This window comes from Nocardia speluncae NBRC 108251 (genome assembly GCF_001613245.1).
Lineage (GTDB): Bacteria > Actinomycetota > Actinomycetes > Mycobacteriales > Mycobacteriaceae > Nocardia > Nocardia speluncae.
In genome coordinates, this window is sequence record NZ_BDBZ01000047.1 from 1 (window position 1) to 18195 (window position 18195).

Sequence of the window (18195 nt, forward strand, 5' to 3'; positions counted from 1 at the left end):
TGGTCCGCGATGTGCAGCGACGTGGTGAGCGTGGTGTGGGTAGGCCCCGCACCCGCGGGGATGGTCCGGGCTTTCTCCGGGCCAAGTCCGGGATCGGGGAGTCGGCCCCGCACCCGCGGGGATGGTCCTGCTGACCCCGGGCAGCCGATTCCTCCGATCGTGTTGGCCCCGCACCCGCGGGGATGGTCCTCCTGACAACGCCAAGATCTGGCAGGACGCGCAGTCGGCCCCGCACCTGCGGGGATGGTCCTCTGCCGGGCCAGGCGCATCTGCCCGCCTGGCCCGTCGGCCCCGCACCCGCGGGGATGGTCCACTCGAGCGCACCGGGCTCGGCAGCGGCGGGCAGTCGGCCCCGCACCCGCGGGGATGGTCCGGAATTTGCCGATTCGGTCGATCTCCTCGGCGGGTTGGCCCCGCACCCGCGGGGATGGTCCTCACAAACCGAACACCTGAGCGAGTGTTTTCAGGTCGGCCCCGCACCCGCGGGGATGGTCCTCCGTACCGGGTGATCGTGGATCCACGCCGCGAGTCGGCCCCGCACCCGCGGGGATGGTCCGTCGGTGATCCCGGCGTCCAGCAGCGACGACGCGTCGGCCCCGCACCCGCGGGGATGGTCCTGCGTGGAGGCTGAGGGTGTGGAATATCGCGCATGTCGCCCACGCACCGCGGGGATGGTCCCTCCGGCTGCGATTTCCTGTTCGTGGACGAAGCGTGGGCCCCGCACCTGCGGAGATGGTCCCTGGACTGCGCCCGGCAACCCGATCGCCGCGGCGTCGGCCCTGCACCTGCGGGGATGGTTCAGCAGTCAGGCGTCGCTTTCGCTGACGAGGCGGGTCGGTCCCGCCCCCGTGGGGATGAGTGACCAACAGGACGCCGTCGGTCCGCAGACGGGGTGTCCCAGAGCGGTCGTTTCCGCGGCCGGTGGTCAGCATGTCGGCCCCGAATGCGGGGATGCTCCGGTATTGATGCCGGTGATTGTCAACGCCCGAGTGTCGGTTATATTCGTACCGGGCAGTCGGTCCCGCGTCGGCGGGGATGGCCCTAGGCGGGAGAGTCGATCAAGCCTGCCATTATATTCGGCCCCGCACCCGCGGGGGTAATCTCGCGCTCACGCACTATTTCGTTGACGTGTTCGACGCGCTAGACCTGCGAGCGCAAGTTGCGAGTACTAGCCGCACAGATCTGGCTGGCCCGGTGGACGTCCAGAAACTGCTCCCGTCTGTCGTCTAATTATCAGGTATTAGGCGTCCTGATTCAGGCAAATGCGATGGTCTCGCGGATGTTCGGCGGCATCGGCCCACAGCATGAGGCTGCGGCGGGGGAATGGCTGTGCGGATTCCAGGGCATCGATGGCGAGCGCCCATGGGTCCGTAACGGGCGTAGGGCACCGTATCGAACCTGCGCTGCGGCAGGTAGTTAGTATTTCGTCATGCCCAGCCTGCTCACACCCCAGTCCGAGAACTTCCCAGCGTGGTACCAGGATGTCGTCTCCAAAGCCGAACTAGCAGAGTCTGGGCCCGCGCGGGGGACGATGGTTATCAGGCCGACTGCTTACGCTGTCTGGGAGCGGATGCAGGCGGCTATGGATGGCCTGATCAAGGACGAGGGTGTGGACAATGCCTACTTTCCCCTGCTGATTCCGGAGAGCTACCTTCGGCGAGAGGCAGAGCATGTAGAAGGCTTCTCACCTGAGCTTGCCGTGGTGACTAGTGCGGGTGGGAAGAACCTGGAAGAGCCATTGGTTATCCGGCCGACGAGCGAGACCGTGATCGGCGAGTACATGGCCAAGTGGGTCCAGAGCTACCGGGATCTCCCCCTCCTTCTGAACCAGTGGGCAAATGTGGTTCGTTGGGAGATGCGGCCACGCATGTTCTTGCGGACCTCGGAGTTTTTGTGGCAGGAGGGGCATACGGCCCACGCGACGGAAGACGACGGTCGCGCGTTCGCGCGCCGGATTCTTCATCGTGTGTATGAACGCTTTATTACCGAGGTTCTTGCCGTGCCGGTCACTGTCGGGCTCAAGACTGCTCGCGAGCGGTTTGCCGGAGCGACACACACCTACTGCCTCGAGGGGTGTATGCGGGACGGCAAAGCTCTGCAGATGGGGACCAGCCATGAGCTGGGACAAAATTTCGCTAAGGCATTCAATATCGGCTTCACCGACGCCGGTGGCACGCAACAGCATGCTTGGACGACATCGTGGGGTACCTCGACCAGGATGGTCGGTGGATTGATCATGGTGCACGGTGACGATAACGGCTTGCGGCTTCCGCCGAAGCTGGCTCCGGTCCAAGTGCAGATTCTCATAGTGAAAGACTCCGACGCTGTATCCCAGGCCGCCCGAAAGCTGGTTGCGGAGCTTTCGGGCGCCGGCATTCGGTGTCGCCTCGACGACCGAACCGATACGCCGTTCGGCCGCCGGGCTGTGAATGCTGAGCTGCGTGGGGTTCCTATTCGTCTGGAATTGGGGCCACGTGATGTAGCCAGCGATCAGGTCATGTTGGTTCGTCGGATCAAGGGCGGGAAGGAACCTATCGCGCTTGGGAGTGTTACGGCGTCGGTCGAGGAGGCTCTGGCGGAGGACCAGAAGCTGCTGTGGGAGCAAGCCAAGGCGCTGAAGGCGTCGCAAACGGTGGACGTCGAGTCGTTGGATGAGGCGGTCGATGCAGCGAATGAGGGCTGGGCGCGAATCCCTTGGAGCCTCGTCGGCGAGGACGGCGAGAAAATGCTCAATGGTCAAGCGCTGACCGTGCGGTGTCTGGTCCGTCAGGATGGCTCCGTGCCTGAGTCGGAGAATGAGCCGGATCTGGTTGCTTACGTCGCCCGAGCCTACTGATTGTCGACCTGGGTCCGGTTGACAATCAGGGTTGACACCGGTCTCGCTTGATACGTTCTCGTTATGAATTCCTGTCCGAGCCCTGGGGTTTTGGCGCCGACCAGGGCGGCCAGGTTTCCTGCCGACTGAATCCCGTCCTGCATGTTCTGGTGGGCTGCGCCGATCTGGTCGAAGTCGTAAACGTGTCCGAGGCACGGATCGAGCAGCCCCTGGGAGGTTAGCGCGATGACGTTGCGACATTCGGCGAGATTGGCGAAGTGTGAACCCTGGAGCCTCTTCTGACGCATCCACAATATCCTGAGGTCCACGTCGATGTGATAACCGCTAGTGGCGCCGCAGACAACGATCATTCCGCCAGGGGCACATACGAATACCGATGTTGCCATGGTGTCGCTCCCGGGGTGCTCGAATACCAGCGACGGTGATCGGCGCTCGCCGAGCACGTCCCAGATGGCCCGGCCGAACTCTTTTAGCCCGTTGGACCAGCTTCTGTGTTCGGCCGTGTCGGGGTCGGGGGTGCGGCCCCAGTGGTCGAACTTGCGGCGGTCGATGGTGCCGACGGCTCCGAGACCGAGGCAGTATTCGGCTTTCTCCTGCGACGACACGACTGCGACAGCCCGACCGCCCATTTGGTTGACCAGTTGGCATGCCATGGAACCCAGACCGCCACTGCCGCCCCATATCAGGACCGGGTCTCCCGGCCGGACGGTGTTGGGCGGCCAGCCTGTCAGTTGGCGGTACGCGGTCGCGCCCGAAAGCAGGAAGCAGGCTGCTTCCTCCCAGGTGAGTTGCGGTGGCTTCGGATGGCACTGATAGTCGGCGACGAGTGTGAACTGCGCGAATGATCCCCAGTTGAGCTCGTAACCCCAGACTTCCTGAGTCGAGGACAACATTGGGTCATTGCCCAGACGGACATCCTCGGCGTGCTCGTCCCATCGGCATCCCGAGAGGACGACCGCTTGGCCCACGCTCAGTCCTTGTACTCCCTCGCCGGTCTCCCAGACGATGCCTGATCCTTCCGATCCGCCGATATGGAAATCATCTGTGCCGCCACGTTTGGCACGCATGCCGATGACATCCAGCGGACGGCCGAGAGCTGCCCAGACATTGTTGTAGTTGATTCCGGCGGCCATGACGGCCACGAGTACGTAGCCGGGCGGGACCGGTGGCACGTCGACAACCTCGGTTTGGAAGGCTGTATCGGGCGGTCCGTACCGGTCGCCGCGAATTACCGAGGCGTGCATCTGCTTCGGCACGACACCAAGCGGAGGCAATTCGCCGATATTGAATAGGTTGTCAGTCCGGCGACTGCGCTGCGGGCTGCTCATAGCGTCGGGAAGAACGGTTCGCGCAGGACAGGGCCTGCTGGCTCATCGACCAACGGGTAGAACGGGCCGGCGCCGCCAAGTAGCCAGGCGGGCACTCCGTCCACGGTCGGCTCGTCGAGGACGGCACGTGTTCCGTCCGCCATCGCATGGATCGTGGTACCGCGTCTCGACTTCGGGCTTGTGTTCGGGAGCGATCCGTGGATGGTCAGTGGATGATGGAATAGCACGCTCCCGGCGCGCACTTCGGCGGCGATCGGTTGGAATGCAGCGCGCTGCTGATCCGTCAGAGATCCCAAGAGGGAGTTGCGTTCACTGGTCAGCCGGGAAGGGCGGGGTAACAGTACATTCCAACGATGACTGCCTGGGATGTATTGGACGCATCCATTACTTAGGTCGGCATCTTCCAGCGCTATCCAACACGTGACGTGGTTCATGGGCTGGGAATAGGTCCAATACGAGTAGTCTTGGTGCCAGGAAACAGCACCCGACTGGAGCGCTGGCTTGCAGAACAACTGGTCGAACAGTAGCCGCGGCGGTGCATCCAGTAATTGTCGGAATGCCGACGTTATCACCGGGTGCCACAAGAGGTCGTGCAGGCTTTCCCGTACTCGCCAGCCTCCGATTCCGTGGACGATTCCGCCGGTCTTCTCAAGATCTGAGCTGTATTCGTACCAGAATTCCCGGCCTTCGTGTGAAGGATCGGCTATGGCATCGATATCCGCGTTGATCTGTGCCAGCTCTGTTTCCGATAAGACTTCGACACCGATGAGGAATCCGTCTCGCCAATAGCTGGAAACCTGTTCGGCGGTGAGTGCGAGGGACCGGTTCATGTCAGGCCAGGGATTGATCGCGCCAGGCATTGACGCTAGGTCTCGTACCATTCTTTCAGTCCTCCGCTTCTGCTTGGGTCGCGTATGACGGTGCCACTCGTGAGAATTAGGTCATTTCGGGATCACCCGATTGGCCAGTCATCAAATCGGCCTTCTGCGGTTAGCTGCATGTCTTGCTGGATCAGTTCGCCCAGGTTGTCGCCATCCCTTGCGAAACGCGCCGCGATGGCGTCGCGGTGGAATTGCTGCACTTCGGAGGTCAACGGCAACCTGCCGGTCGCAGCCAGGCGGACGGCGCCAGTGCAGTCGCGCAGCGGGAGGACTTTGCCTGCGTTCCATCGGCTCGGCGAGAACGGGATATCGAGCCAACCAGTGGATACGGCTATCTGCAGGGCTTGTCCGACACTGCCGCGCCCAGCGGCAAGTGCGCAATCGAGGATGGCTGAGGTCTCGGCGACAATGAGTTCCTCCTCGGTTCGATCGGAATCGTGCAGCTCGGTCACGGCAGCCCTTGTTCCTGATGTGGCACCCCGCACCAGGGCGAGGCTGTCTCGATTCTCTTCCAGCGATGGGATGTGGCGGCCTTCGGCGGACGTCTTCAGCATCAACCGAACTGCATCGCTGTGAGCGGCGGACACCGCAGAACCGATAAGGATCTGGCGAGCTTTGGATTCCGACGATGGGAATGGTCCCATGAATTGATGCCATACGACATGGACGCGTACGTCGTCATGGCCGGCCTCAGCGAGGTAGTGCCGAGCCAACCTGGCCGATGCTCGCACCGCCGCGAGGTCTTGGGTGCGGTGACCTTGCTCGGCGTAACCCAATGTGACCGACTTGACGCCGCTCTCGGCGGCAAGCAGAGCTTCGAACACATTGGCGGCGGCGGCCAGGCAGGGTGGCACCAGGCATGCCGTGAGCACTCCGAAGAACTCACGATCGATCACGACACCGTGTTCCTGGAAGTAACTTCCTGCCAACAGGTCGACGTAGCGCCATCGGTCGATTGCTTCGGCAATCGGATAGTCGCGGAAGTAGGGAAGGTTGTATGAAATCGGTCCGCCTTCAAAGGCGGATACACCAGCACCGAACGTAAGTTCAGCCAGAAGGCGCGGATCGCGTGTGCTGTGGCGGACCTGCATCGGCACGTCGTTGAACTCGGAGGCGAGATCGGCGATAGCTTCCAATCCGAGGTTGACCGCAGGGTACCCGTTCAACACGGAACTGAGGGAAGGAAGGTCCGGAGCGTTTTTCAGAATTAGCTCGATGTCGGAGTAGCGGTTGTTTCGCGTCAGAGAGTCGATCTGGAAGGACAGAACATCCGCACCACCGTCGCGCATCCCGCGGAAGAGGCGAGCCTGCCCGCGATGATCCGAGACTCCGGTGCGCGGCTGGATGAGAAGCGTGCCGTTGTCGGCAGCCTCGCGCTGCCGATGTGCCAGCGTCACACAGGACCGCATCCGGTGCGCGTTCTCTGCGCGATTTCGCGCCGATTCCCCGGACCACCAATGGGCCAACACGTCGTCACGTAACTGGTCGACAGCCCAGATCGGATCGGGTTCAGATGGTGTTGTACGCGTTGAGTACACGGGTCGGCGCATCGGGTCCCGGGACACCAAGCGCCTGGAGGATAAGTCCTGAGCGAGCGTTCCCAGTACCTCCGTTACGCCTATGTACTGCCGGAACACTCGGTCGAAGCCGAGATCGAGCAGTCCGTCACCGACCGTGCTGTCGTCTGCGAGCGACGGATACCCGCCGAGGTACCACAGACGGCCGGTCGTTCCGGTGTCGTGTTGAGCGACACGGAGGTCGCGGAGGTAGTAGCCGGCGTGCCCGTCCATATTGCTGATTAGGATGGCGTCGACATGCCGTGCCTGCTCACAAACGTGGTGTACCTCTTGTTGTACACCGAGGAATAACACATCGTAGCCCGCTCGGCCGAGGCTGTGACGAAGAACGTTTAGCCCGACGGAATGCGCGTCGGAACCTACACCCGCGAGGATGACTCGATACTTTCTCACGAGTTCACCTTCACGGTAGCTTGCGGGACATCGGTGATCCGATCCAGTGCCGCGCCAGCCAATCGACTGCATGTTCGCAGCTCCAGGCAGGCCGCGACCGGGAGCTGTTCGCCGACCAGTCGAGTAATGGCATTGCGCAGTTGCACGGCCGAAAGCGAGTCCAGGCCGACCTCACTGAGATCAGAATCCGGATCCGGCCGGGTGCCAAGTATGGTTGCAGCGGCATCTACCACCGCGGCAGTGAGCTTTGCATGCGCATTGTGGCGATTCCCTGTCGCGAGCAACTCCGCGAGTTCTTGCGATTGGTTGTGTGTCACTGCTGTGGTATCCACGGAACGCTCATGACTAGCAGTTGCGGAGGACACGGTTGATTCGAGGACTGCGTCGGGTACGGGTGAAGCGTCAACGAGAGCAGCGAGCTCACCGATATTGGCGCCCTCGCGCCAGCGCGTCCAATTATTGACAAGTACGGCAACTGCCCCGATACGCTCGCCGATCAGTTCGGTAATTGCCTGGACACCTGATTCACGGCGCATCACGCCCATCCCCGCCCGGTGCAGGCTCTCCAGCATCGCAGTGTCGCCCTGTAGGTGGCCCACGCTGGCCCAGGGACCCCAGGCAATGCTCTGTCCGGGCAGCCCGACACGGGCTCGGGCATCCATCAATGCGTCGACGAAGCTGCACGCCGCAGCATAGTTTGCCTGGCCTGGGTTGCCGAGAAACCCCGTCGCTGATGTGTAACAGGTGAACAGATGAATTCCGGGCCGCGTCCGGAGCTCCTCATGGAGGTGCCACGCGCCGAGCGCCTTGGCGTTGATGGCACGTGCAAAGGACCGAGCATCCTGGTTGTGCAGTGTCGCGTCGGCAAGCTCAGCGGCGCCATGCACCACACCACGGAGAGGCCGGGATGGTTGATCCCATTTCTGTACCAGATCTTCGACAACCTTACGGTTACTGACGTCGGCGGCTTCGAATGCCACTTTGGACAAGACGTCAGCAGTGCCCGTATTCCGCTGTATCTCGGAACATACGGTTTGCCAGTCGGATGGTGTCGGCGTCGTTCGCGAGCACAAAACGACCAGCGCAGCCCCTTTCTCCAGTAGCACCGCGGCAGTGAGCACTCCCAGCCCTCCGGTGCCGCCTGTCACCAAGTAACATCCATCCGGGTCGAGCGAGCGCAATGGGTTTCCAGATTTCTCATCGACCGGAGCACGGTCGACGTTCCCGGAGGTAAATTCGGCGTCGACGACTCGACGGACAAGAAGTTGACCATCCCGGTACGCGGTATCGGCTTCGTCGAATCTGGCCATTGCCGCGACGATGGCTGTGGCATCGAGTTCGTCGGTCGACTCGGCTGGCAGGTCGAAACGAGCGCACGTCAGGTCGGGATACTCGCGGGTTGCAGATCGCGCAAGCCCAGCGATACATGCTTGGGCCAATCCGCTGCCGGGTTCGGCGTCGACAAGGCCACGGGTGACCAGAAGGGTGCGCAACGGAGGTGTGACGTTCCCGCAGAGCTGTTGCAGGATCGCAAGGGTCCGTGATCCGATCGAATTGATCGTTGAGGCGAGATCGCGTTCGGGAAGCTCGGGTAGTCCGAGGGCATCCAGACACACCAGGCCGGATAGTGGCACGGCGGCGGTGCTGATGTAGTTGTCGAGCCTGGCGCGTGTCGATCGGATATCTGTATCGCTCAGCGTCGGCCAATCGCTGGGGAAGGTACACAGATGGCCTGCAGCGTGTAGAGCGTCAGCAAGCGATCGTCCGGTGGCTTCGGTTGCTCCAAGAATCAACCAGTGCCCCCGCAGAAGCGGAACCGAAGGCCGCGGGTCCGGAACCCACCGGGCTTCTGACACCGGCGGCATTATGGGATTCAGCTGCGCCTGCTGAGGTGGGTCGATCCAATGGCGCCGCCGATCGAAGGACACTCCAGGCAGAGAGATCCGGATAGCGGCAGGGTCAGTGACCGCTTCCCAGGCGACGTCGACCCCACGTTCCCAGAGTGTGCCGAGAGCGGTGAGCATTGTTACCTCGGGTGATTGGCCAACACGCATGCTCGGTGCGATCACTGCGTCCTCGCCCAGGCTATGTGCGGCGATGCCGGCGAGGACGGGAGCTGGACCTACCTCTAGCCACGACGCTGTTCCGATTGAGGCTGCCTCAGCCAGGCCGGCGCCGAACTGGACTGTTCCGCGCAGCTGCTGGATCCAGTACTCAGGGCTTGCGACTTCAGCACCGACCAGCTGCCCGGTGAGATTGGAAATGAATCCGACCTTAGGCGGCGTCAGCCGTTCGGCGGCGAGGGCCACATGAAATGCAGGCAGGCTAGTCTCGATCGCACGGGAATGACCTGCGCGGCCGAACATCAGGGGCTTGACGCGGTGGCCGGAAGTGGAGAAGCACTCGCACAATGCGTCTATGCTCGGCCCCGGACCGGAAACCACCACGTTTTCGGGTCCGTTTATGGCTGCGATATCGACAGCATCACCCGCCGCTGCATGGATCGCGTCCGGGGCCGCACCGATAACCGCCATCGCGCCATCGGGCGGCAGGTCATGCAGCAGCTGTCCACGCGCGGCAACGAGGCGAATCCCCGTTTCCAGGGTGAACACACCCGCTGTAAATGCGGCAGCAAATTCACCGAGGCTGTGTCCGATCACCACATCCGGTACCACGCCCCAGTCACGCCACTGTTCGGCAAGCGCCACCTGGAGAACGAACTGAGCAGCCTGCCCGACGATGAGCGGATCGTGGTGCGCTTGTCCGCCGAACAGCACGTCGGAAGCTGATACACCCACGACATCGGTCATCACCGGATCAGCCGCCTCGACGACGGATCGGACCACAGGCCAGTTCAACTCGCGCAAGTCGAGGCCGCTGGGATGATGGCCGGTGAACATCATCACCAGTTTTCCGTCCGGATCGGCAGAAACTGCCCGCCGGGTGCCCGCCGTTACCTGGTCACTCAGACTGCGCAGCGCCTCACCAACTGTATGTCGCGGTACGACCGCTGATACGCGCCACCGCAACTGCGCGCGACCAGTCGCCAAGGTATGGGCAACGTGTTCCGCCGGGACGTCGGTCACGGTACCTAAGGTCGCCAGCGTAGCCACGCACGCGGCTTCGCTCGCAGCGCTGACCGGAATCAGCTCGACCGCCCGTCGATGGGACGTTTCGAACTGGGGGGAGTCATCTGTTGTGCGCAGGTATTCATTCACAACAAGGTGGGCATTGACACCACCGAGCCCGAACGCACTGACGCCCGCGCGGCGCGGGATACCTGCGCCCCGCGAGGGCCAAGTCCTGTTATCTGTAACTACCTGCAACGGTCCATCGGCGAACGGAGCATCCCGATTCGGAGATTGGAAGTGGGCGGTGGCGGTCATAGTGCGATGTTGAATACAGAGTACGGTCTTGATCAGAGCGGCCATCCCGGACGCCGTTCCCGTATGTCCTATTTGAGATTTGACCGACCCTAGCCACACAGCGCCTTCCGGCCCGGGTGCCAGGACCGAGTTCAGGGCCTGGACCTCGATGGGATCGCCAACAGGTGTCGCCGTCCCGTGCCCTTCCACATAGTCCAGTTCGTCTCGGGACAGCCCGGCTGATTCGAGTGCCGCACGAATCACTGCCGCCTGCCCACGTGTAGACGGAGCGGCCATCGCGACCTTGTTTGCTCCATCGTTGCCGACCGCGCTGCCGCCGAGGACGGCGACGATCGGATCACCTGCGGCCTCGGCCTCGGCAAGCGGTTTCAATACCACGACCCCGGCTCCGGAACTGAACACCGTTCCTTCGGCAGCTTGATCGTAGCTACGAGTCCGGCCATCCGGCGCCAAGACCATTCCAGCCTCATCCCGGTACCTGCCCATCTGCGGCACTGCGGCGTTCGCTGCACCCGCGAGTGCTACTTCGCACTCACCGCTGCGTAGTGCCTGCACGGCGAGATGGACAGCGACCAGTCCCGTTGCGCACGCTGCCTGCACGGAGAAGACCGGACCTCGCAGGTCGAGTAGATAAGCGACCCGGCTGGTCAGGTAGTCCTTATCGGTTGCGAGTAGCATCTGCAGGTCGCTGCTGCTGTCGAGGAACGTTCGGTCATCACAATGCAATGCTGCGGGAAGCACATTGTTGATCAGATAGGTCGACGGTCCGACTCCGCCGTATAGACCGACCTTATCCGTGAGCTGTCCTGGTGGCAGGCCAGCTGATTCCAGTGCGGTCCAGCAGGTTTCGAGGAACATCCGGTGCTGAGGGTCGAGGAGGGCAGCCTCGCGCGCGGAGATCGGGAATAGATTCGTGTCGAAATGCTCCAGGTGCTCGACCATTCCCCCTGCTCGTAGAAGCGAGCCGTCCGGTGCATATTCTCGCCGAACACAGTCACGGCCCGTCACGAGGTTTTCCCAGAATTCGTCCAGGGAGCTTGCTTCGGGAAAGCGGCAGGCCATGCCGATGATGGCAATGGGGGTCTCATCGCCGCGGCCCTGTGTATTGGTCGGGTCGGTCTGCGTGACGCCGCGATCTCTGGGTGCGCCCTTCCCTTTCTCGCCGCCTGACAACGCCGCCGCAAGCGACAGCGCGGACGGGTTGTCGTAGATCATTGTGATCGGAATCGATCGGTGAAGACTTCGGACAAGCGAACGACGCACTCGAGCTGCCAGCAACGAGGTGCCACCCAGGTCGAAGAAGTTTCCGTCGTGGTTGAAGTCGGAGCGTCCCAGGGCCTGGGTGTATGCATCTATGACTGCGCTTGTGGTGCCGATCTTCCTGGATGATCGTCGATCTGGGTCCAACCCGGTGCGAACTCCCACACCGGCGGCAAGGGGAAGACCGGCTCGGTCGATTTTCCCGTTGACCGTGAGCGGGAGTGCGTCGACCACCTCCCAATGCGTAGGAATTTGGTAGATGGGCAGTCGCGGCTTCAGGTACTCGCTCAGGACCGAGTGTGGTCGGGACGCCACCGCGGTGTTGGGCCGGACCGTGATGTACGCCATCAGCGTCATTTCGAACCCGGAACCCCTCGGCTCCACCGCACAGCCGGTCACGTCCGCATGTCTGAGTAGCGCAGTCTCCGTAGCTCCTGGCTCTACCCGGTAGCCGTTGACCTTGACTTGACGGTCGACTCGGCCCACGAAGACCAGCGAATTACCCTGTTTCCGGACGAGATCACCAGTTCGATAGCTCGCCGAACCATCCGCTGTGGTCCCGAACCTCGCCGCGTCCTCTGGCCCTGCGCCGAGGTAGCCGGCGGCAACCCTCACGCCGATTATTTCGAGTTCTCCAACCTCGGCGTCCTGGTCGACAAAATGAACTGCCGTCGCAACATGAGGCAGACACTGTCCCAGCGGTGCCAACTCGGGCCACTGGTCCGGGTCGGGGTCGAGTTCACAGGCCATGACCACGTGGGTCTCGGCCGGCCCGTAGTGATTTTGCAACCTCGCCTGAGGCAGCAGCCGGAACAACTCCCGGACAGCGGCACTCAGCTGCAGTTGCTCACCCGCGCAAATGACTGTCTCGAGGCATTCAGGGGCGCCCCCGGTGATCCACTCCTCCGCTACCAGTTGCAGCGCCGCGGTGGGCAGGAAAACCCGTTGTACTGCCTCACGTCGCAACGCTTGAGCGAGGGCGACCGGGTCGCGTCGGGTAGCGTCGTCGACTACCACCAATGTGCCGCCCTCGGCGAACGTGGCCAGAATCTCCTGGATTGCGACATCGAATCCCACCGCAGCGAATAACGCAGTCCGCCGACCGGGGCGGTTGTCGTTCGCAAGATGCCATCGGATCAAGCCGCTGATCGCGGCGGAGGGCATTTGTACGCCCTTCGGAAGCCCTGTTGATCCGGACGTGAACACGATGTAGGCAATTTCTGGCGCAAGAGACAGTGGATCTCGTGGAGCCGGCACCTGTTCCGGGCGATCCGGTCTCTCCGTGCTGTCGAATCGGACGGGGAGGACTGTCACTGTTGGCGCGAAGCTGTGAGTTGACTCGTCAGGAACCACCACGAGTGTGGCGCCCACCAACTTGAGAGCGTCGACGTTGCGTTGTGCGGGCTGCAGGGGATCCAGCGCTACATATGTCCGCCCTGAACGCCAGACTGCCAACATTGCGACGACACCAGCTGCGGAACGCGGTACCGCCACGGCGACTCGGTTGCCGCCACGGTCGGCAGACTGGATCCGGTAGGCCATGGCGGTGACGGCAGATTCGAGGTCAGCGTAGGTCCACTGCCGCTGCCCATCAATCAATGCCACCGCATCAGATCCGCCGTCGAACTGGTCACACGTCCGGGCGTCGACGTCCGGATTCATCGTCAGGCGCCTTCGACATCGGCTGGTAGCCCCTTGGCGCCCGGCCGGGCAAGGTCGTGCTCGCCGTAGATCCGGACCAAACGGCGGCGCTGACGCCCCTCGGTGAACTCACGTCGACCGTGTAGGAACTGTGCATTGCGCCACAGCAGAATCTGGCCGCGCCGCAAGTCGAATGGCTGCTGCACCGCATGGTTTGCGGTGAAGGAATCGACTGCATCGAGCGCGTGCTCAAGGTTATCCGGTACGTCCCGATCAGCGCGTTCCCATCCGGCTGAAAGATATTTTCGCAGGTAGCGGACTCGGCTGTGCCCCGGTTCACCGCTGAGCACGGGAGCCCACTGCCGAACAGTCGGGGGATCATCTTCTGCTGCGAATGGCTGTGGAGTACGGAGTAATTCGGACGTGTCGCCGTCTTGGCCATCAAGATGCTCACACACGTGATTGATGTCGACCAGTACCGTCTGTCCACCAGAGTCGGCTGGCGAAAGACACATCAGTACTCCATAATCCGGCGGACAAGCGAGCAGGCTCCCATCCGTGTGCAGCCCCCCTGATGCTGAACTTGCCGAATAATGGCTCGAGCCGGACTCTCCGTCGCGGACCTCGACGGGATAGATCAATTCGCCGCTTTCGTACTGTGGACTCGGGCGCATGATCTGCGACACCAAGTTCCAGGTTCCTGTCCGGAGGTCGTCGTCAGACCAGTCAGGTGGCAGTTCGGCCACCCTGTAGCCGATTTCGTGCAGGTCCGAAGCGATGCTGCGTACGGTGGAAAGGTTCGTCGGATCTGGGGGTGGTGCAGAGACCGGCCAGGCATGGGGTGCGGCTCCCGGTGGTATCGACCTTGTCAGAAGCGAGTGCGGATCATCGACTAGGTTCATTGTCGCGTCACTTCCTGCGGAGTCCGGCATAACGGGCGGTCTCTGGAATCTCCAGGGGGCAGCCTGCAGCACATTCCAGCGCAACTGCCGCCAAGGTCTTTGTTCGCGGGTCCGCGCCGAGAAAAGAGCGATCTTGGGACGTCGTGTAGCCGAAGGCAAACGCACTGTCCGCGTGCGCGAACACCAAGGACCCACCCTGGCCGTAGTGGCCGAAGCTTGCAGTGTGTAGTCCCCCCATCGGCCGGTTTGGGTCCGGCAACATGAAACCCGACCCGTATCGACGCGGCCAGCCCACGACAAGATCGGGGCCATCGGCTTGGACCGCAGCGGCCTTCTCGACTCCGCCGGGGCAGAGTAGTCGGGTGCCGTCCGTTGTGGCCACGAGTGCGCTGAACATCCGAGCAAGTGATACGGCATCGCCCACAGCATTGGCTGCTGGCACCTCCGCGGTTAGATATTCCATCGTATGTTCCAGCGGCACCAGGTCCGGATTGCCCAGAGCAGCTTCGACCAAATCGTGCGCTGCTCCCTCGGGCATCAAGACCCGCGGCGCACGACGATCGTGCTGGAGCGGCCGAACTCTCGACAGCAGATCGATCGGACTGCCGATCCACAGCTTTAGCTCTAGGGAAATCCGGAGCCGCTGGTCAACGAGGACGCCTATCGAGGTGTCGGCTGGGCCTTCACACCCCCTCCGGAGCCATTCCCCGACCAGCCATCCGAACGTCAAGTCGTGGTAGCCGTGTGCTGTGCCGGGTTCCCATCGTGGGCGCTGTCGGGCAAGCAAATCCACAACCGGATGCCAGGTGAGCGCATCGACCGTGCTCACTGGCTCGTCGAATACAGGTAGGCCAGCCTGGTGCGAAAGCAGTTGACGTCCAGTAATCGTATGTTTGCCGTTTGCCGCGAACTCTGGCCAGACATCAGCGACAGGCGCGTCCATATCGAGCTCACCGGACTCGTGCGCCATCGCCGCCAGAACCGCGAGGATGGCTTTGCTGATCGACCGTAGGAGTTGCACATCCTTTTCCGGCGCCGCGTCGCCGGCATGTGCGAAGAGCACCTGTCGTCCATTCTGGTATAGACACAGTTCGCTGACTGCGCCGTTCTCTGGCGCAGCTCGCTTGAACTCCTCAGCAACTGGCGTGAATGCGGAATCCGAGAGTTTTACGTGCACGTCGGTTGCTTCCCCCTGCCCTCGCAGTCTCGCGGAGTCGGACCCGCGGTCGACCGGCATGAACGGTCACCACAGGACTCTATGCCTGAGTATATTGGGCTGCAACGGGTTTGGTTGCCAGAAACTGAGAGCTACGCAGAGTTGGGCTGGCAATTCACCCCCCTGACCTGCTCAAGTCCCTGTATGCACGGAGGTCAACGGGCGCGCACACGGCTCGGAGTTTGGCGGCGCCGATGTAAACGGAGGCCTCCCTGCGGGAGTGGGGTTTCGGGTACGGCCCCCGGGGCTGCACCCAGATTATCCCGGTAACTCATCTGCACCCGAGGGGCGCGACCGCCGCGCACCGTTATGCAGTGCATGCGTAAACTACCAGCTCTGCGCCACCTCACCCGCCACGATCAACTTCCCGGGTTGGTTTGTATGAATCGGGTGCACGCGGATATTTTCTGCTTTGGCTGTCTCCAGAGGCCGGACCGTGCTTCCCGATCCTGACGGGCTGCGCGTGGGGCTGCGCCGCGCTATACGCTAACCCAGCGTTCTGGCATTGTCGGGTCCTGAAGACTCTGGAGCCGGGTGGTGAGTTCGGCCTGAGCGCGGATGTCGCCACGTTGTGCGCGGCGGATGTAGCTGGTGAGCGTGTGGAGGTCGCGCATACTGACCAGTGCATCGAAGAGGGGCTCGCCGCGGGGGTCGCGTCCGTAGGCGCGCAGAAAAGCATCGATGTCAGCTTCGGGGAGGCCGAACCTTCTGGCCTGCACCGTGTTGGCGAGGTCCAGCTCGCGCGGAGCGATCGAGGTTTCATCCCAGTCACCGAGGAGTACCGTGCCGCCGGCCCAGAGGGTATTTCCGGTGTAGGCGTCGCCGTGGACCATGCCGCGGCCCAGCAGGGTGGGCTGGGTTCGATACTCGGCGATGAGCTGCTCGGCCTGCTCGCACAACCAGCGCCGGTCTGCCGCGGACAGCACTGTTGGTGTGATGTCGGTGGTGAGGATGCTGACGAGCCCGATCAGCGGCTGGTAGTCGGGAAGTGGGAAGGGCGGTGCCGGGAGGGTGTGAAGGTGTGCCAGGATCTCGCCGAGGTGCTGTGGCGATGGTCGGTCGGTGCGATGTTGGGGGTAGTAGGTCCAGAACGTGACGGTCGAACCGGCGATATCGATCGCGTGGTCGAGGGCGGGTTCGGTGACCGGTAGGTCATGGTCGGCGAGCCAGCGGGTGATGGTGAGCGAGGCTTTCGCCCGGAGTCCGGCGTGGTCGTTGCCGTTGATCCGGGCCACGACATTCGCTGAGGGCAGGTGGTAGACGCTGTTGCTGTGCGCGTGCAGTAGCTCGGCGTCATCGGCGGGGATCCCGGCGAGGCGGCAGGCTGCGGACAGGATGTCGTGGGTGGACGTCATTCCTGGTGCCGGGACGAGGTGAGCATGTTGATCTCCTCGCTGAGCTCGATGGTGGTTGGGTCGTTGGCATAGTGGGTGTTCGACAGGGCGGTGTCAACTGCGCGCAGGCCGTCGGCGATGGGCTGGATGCGCTGTTCGCTGGGTAGCCGAAGGACGGGGGTCAGGATTTCTCTGGCGCCGTCGAGTTCGCCGGAGTGGATGCGTCCGATAGCGACGTCGGCGCGGGCGAGTGCTTCGTCGCCGTAGGAGCGTTCGGTTGTGGGGCCGGTCTCGTAGGCCAAGATTGCCTCCAGCGCCCATCGTTGGGCGTGTTCGTGTTCGCCGAGTAGCCGGTGGGTGGATCCGAGGTAGTAGGCCATTTTGCTGGGCGGAAATCGAAGTGCGCCGCCGAGCATGGTGAGTTCGTCGTGGGCAGCGGCTTCCGCGGCTTGGATGCTTCGTGTGATCGCGGCGTGGGCGGTGTCCGTGCGGCCGATTCGGGCGGCGCATCGGGCTTCGATGGCTGCCAGTCGTACCTGTTGCTCGCCGGCTGGTGCGATTGATGCGGCTTTGGCCGCGAGTTCCATTGCTTCGGCCGGGCGGCTGTTCCATTCCCAGATCAGTGCGCGGGTGCCCTCGGCCCAGGCTTGCAGCCCAGGGTGTCCGAGGTTGACAGCGATCGCTTCGGCGGCCCGGGCGTGGCGCTCGGCGGCGCGGGGATGGCCGAGGTTTTCGGTGACGTGCGCGAGCAAGTCGATGGTGATGCCGCCCAAGAGAACCAACTCGCGGGCTCGTGCCGGTGCAGGGCTGGTGTGCAGAGCGGCGCGGATTTCGCCGCGCAGTGCCCGCAGGCGTTCTATCAGTGGAATTGGTGTGGCATAGACGAACTGGCAGCCGATCGCAGTGAGCTCATCGGCGACCTGGGCGCTGTCCAGCTGTCCGGCAGTCGCGGTGATCCATTGGGCGAATTCGGTGGATTCTCGTGCCGCGGTCACCAGATCGTCATCGCCGTTGTGAGAGCGGTTCCGTTCGATGAGCCTTACGAGGCTGCCGCCGGCATCGAGCGCGATGTCGATTCGCGCGGCGATATCCGCTGTGGGCGCGCGCTTTCCGCGCTCGATTCGACTCAGGGCCCCTCGGTCATAGCTGATCAGGCGGGCGAGTTGGTCGGCTGTGAGGCCGTGTGCGGTCCTCAGCCGCTTCATTGCCGAACCGAAATCCCCACTCACGAAATACCCCTCTGCTTGCCTATCCTGCTGGGGCCGATTCGGGGCCAAATCTTTTGGCCCGCAGCTGGCCCCAGCAACCCCTGGTCAAGGGTGTCCTTGACACGTCAGCATCGTAACCAGCACCCGGTCGGCGTGCTTGGCTCCGCGGAAATTCGCAAGCGGCGGTGTCCAGTGCCGGCGCGACCCGTTCCCCTCACGGGGCTCGCGACGAC

The 18195-nt window shown here is 63.0% G+C and carries 9 protein-coding genes and 1 CRISPR repeat array; of the genes, 1 reads left to right on the forward strand and 8 read right to left on the reverse strand.

Going from position 1 to position 18195, the window contains the following annotated elements; genetic code table 11:
- Window positions 1-39 precede the first annotated feature (39 nt).
- Window positions 40-618: direct repeats of the CRISPR family, unit length 28 nt; unit sequence GTCGGCCCCGCACCCGCGGGGATGGTCC.
- 811 nt (window positions 619-1429) lie between these two features.
- Complete coding sequence (gene proS, locus NS6_RS31965; protein ID WP_068049890.1) at window positions 1430-2836, forward strand: proline--tRNA ligase; 1407 nt, start codon at window positions 1430-1432, stop codon at window positions 2834-2836.
- Here proS and ccrA read toward each other — a convergent pair.
- The 8 genes from ccrA to NS6_RS32005 form a co-directional block, all read right to left on the reverse strand.
- On the reverse strand, window positions 2830-4164 hold the full coding sequence (ccrA, locus tag NS6_RS31970) for a crotonyl-CoA carboxylase/reductase (protein ID WP_068049892.1): 1335 nt from the start codon (window positions 4162-4164) through the stop codon (window positions 2830-2832). The two genes, proS and ccrA, sit on opposite strands and share 7 nt — an antisense overlap.
- A complete protein-coding gene (locus NS6_RS31975; protein WP_168443436.1) occupies window positions 4161-5024 on the reverse strand; it encodes a phytanoyl-CoA dioxygenase family protein in 864 nt (287 codons plus the stop codon). The genes ccrA and NS6_RS31975 overlap by 4 nt, the downstream gene beginning before the upstream one ends.
- A 92-nt stretch (window positions 5025-5116) precedes the next feature.
- Entirely contained in the window at window positions 5117-7015 is a 1899-nt protein-coding gene (locus tag NS6_RS31980) for a cobalamin-dependent protein (protein WP_168443435.1), read from the reverse strand.
- A complete protein-coding gene (locus tag NS6_RS31985; protein ID WP_068049895.1) occupies window positions 7012-13323 on the reverse strand; it encodes a type I polyketide synthase in 6312 nt (2103 codons plus the stop codon). The genes NS6_RS31980 and NS6_RS31985 overlap by 4 nt, the downstream gene beginning before the upstream one ends.
- A gap of 2 nt (window positions 13324-13325) precedes the next feature.
- The gene (locus NS6_RS34425) at window positions 13326-14204 is read right to left on the reverse strand and encodes a TauD/TfdA family dioxygenase (protein WP_168443434.1); all 879 of its coding nucleotides are present in this window, start codon (window positions 14202-14204) and stop codon (window positions 13326-13328) included.
- Between the two features lie 7 nt (window positions 14205-14211).
- Entirely contained in the window at window positions 14212-15381 is a 1170-nt protein-coding gene (locus tag NS6_RS31995) for a serine hydrolase domain-containing protein (protein WP_168443433.1), read from the reverse strand.
- A 518-nt stretch (window positions 15382-15899) separates the two neighbouring features.
- The gene (locus tag NS6_RS32000; RefSeq protein ID WP_084471636.1) at window positions 15900-16775 is read right to left on the reverse strand and encodes a phosphotransferase enzyme family protein; all 876 of its coding nucleotides are present in this window, start codon (window positions 16773-16775) and stop codon (window positions 15900-15902) included.
- On the reverse strand, window positions 16772-17959 hold the full coding sequence (locus NS6_RS32005) for a helix-turn-helix domain-containing protein (RefSeq protein WP_068049900.1): 1188 nt from the start codon (window positions 17957-17959) through the stop codon (window positions 16772-16774). Before NS6_RS32005 ends, NS6_RS32000 begins: the two co-directional genes overlap by 4 nt.
- Window positions 17960-18195: the final 236 nt, after the last annotated feature.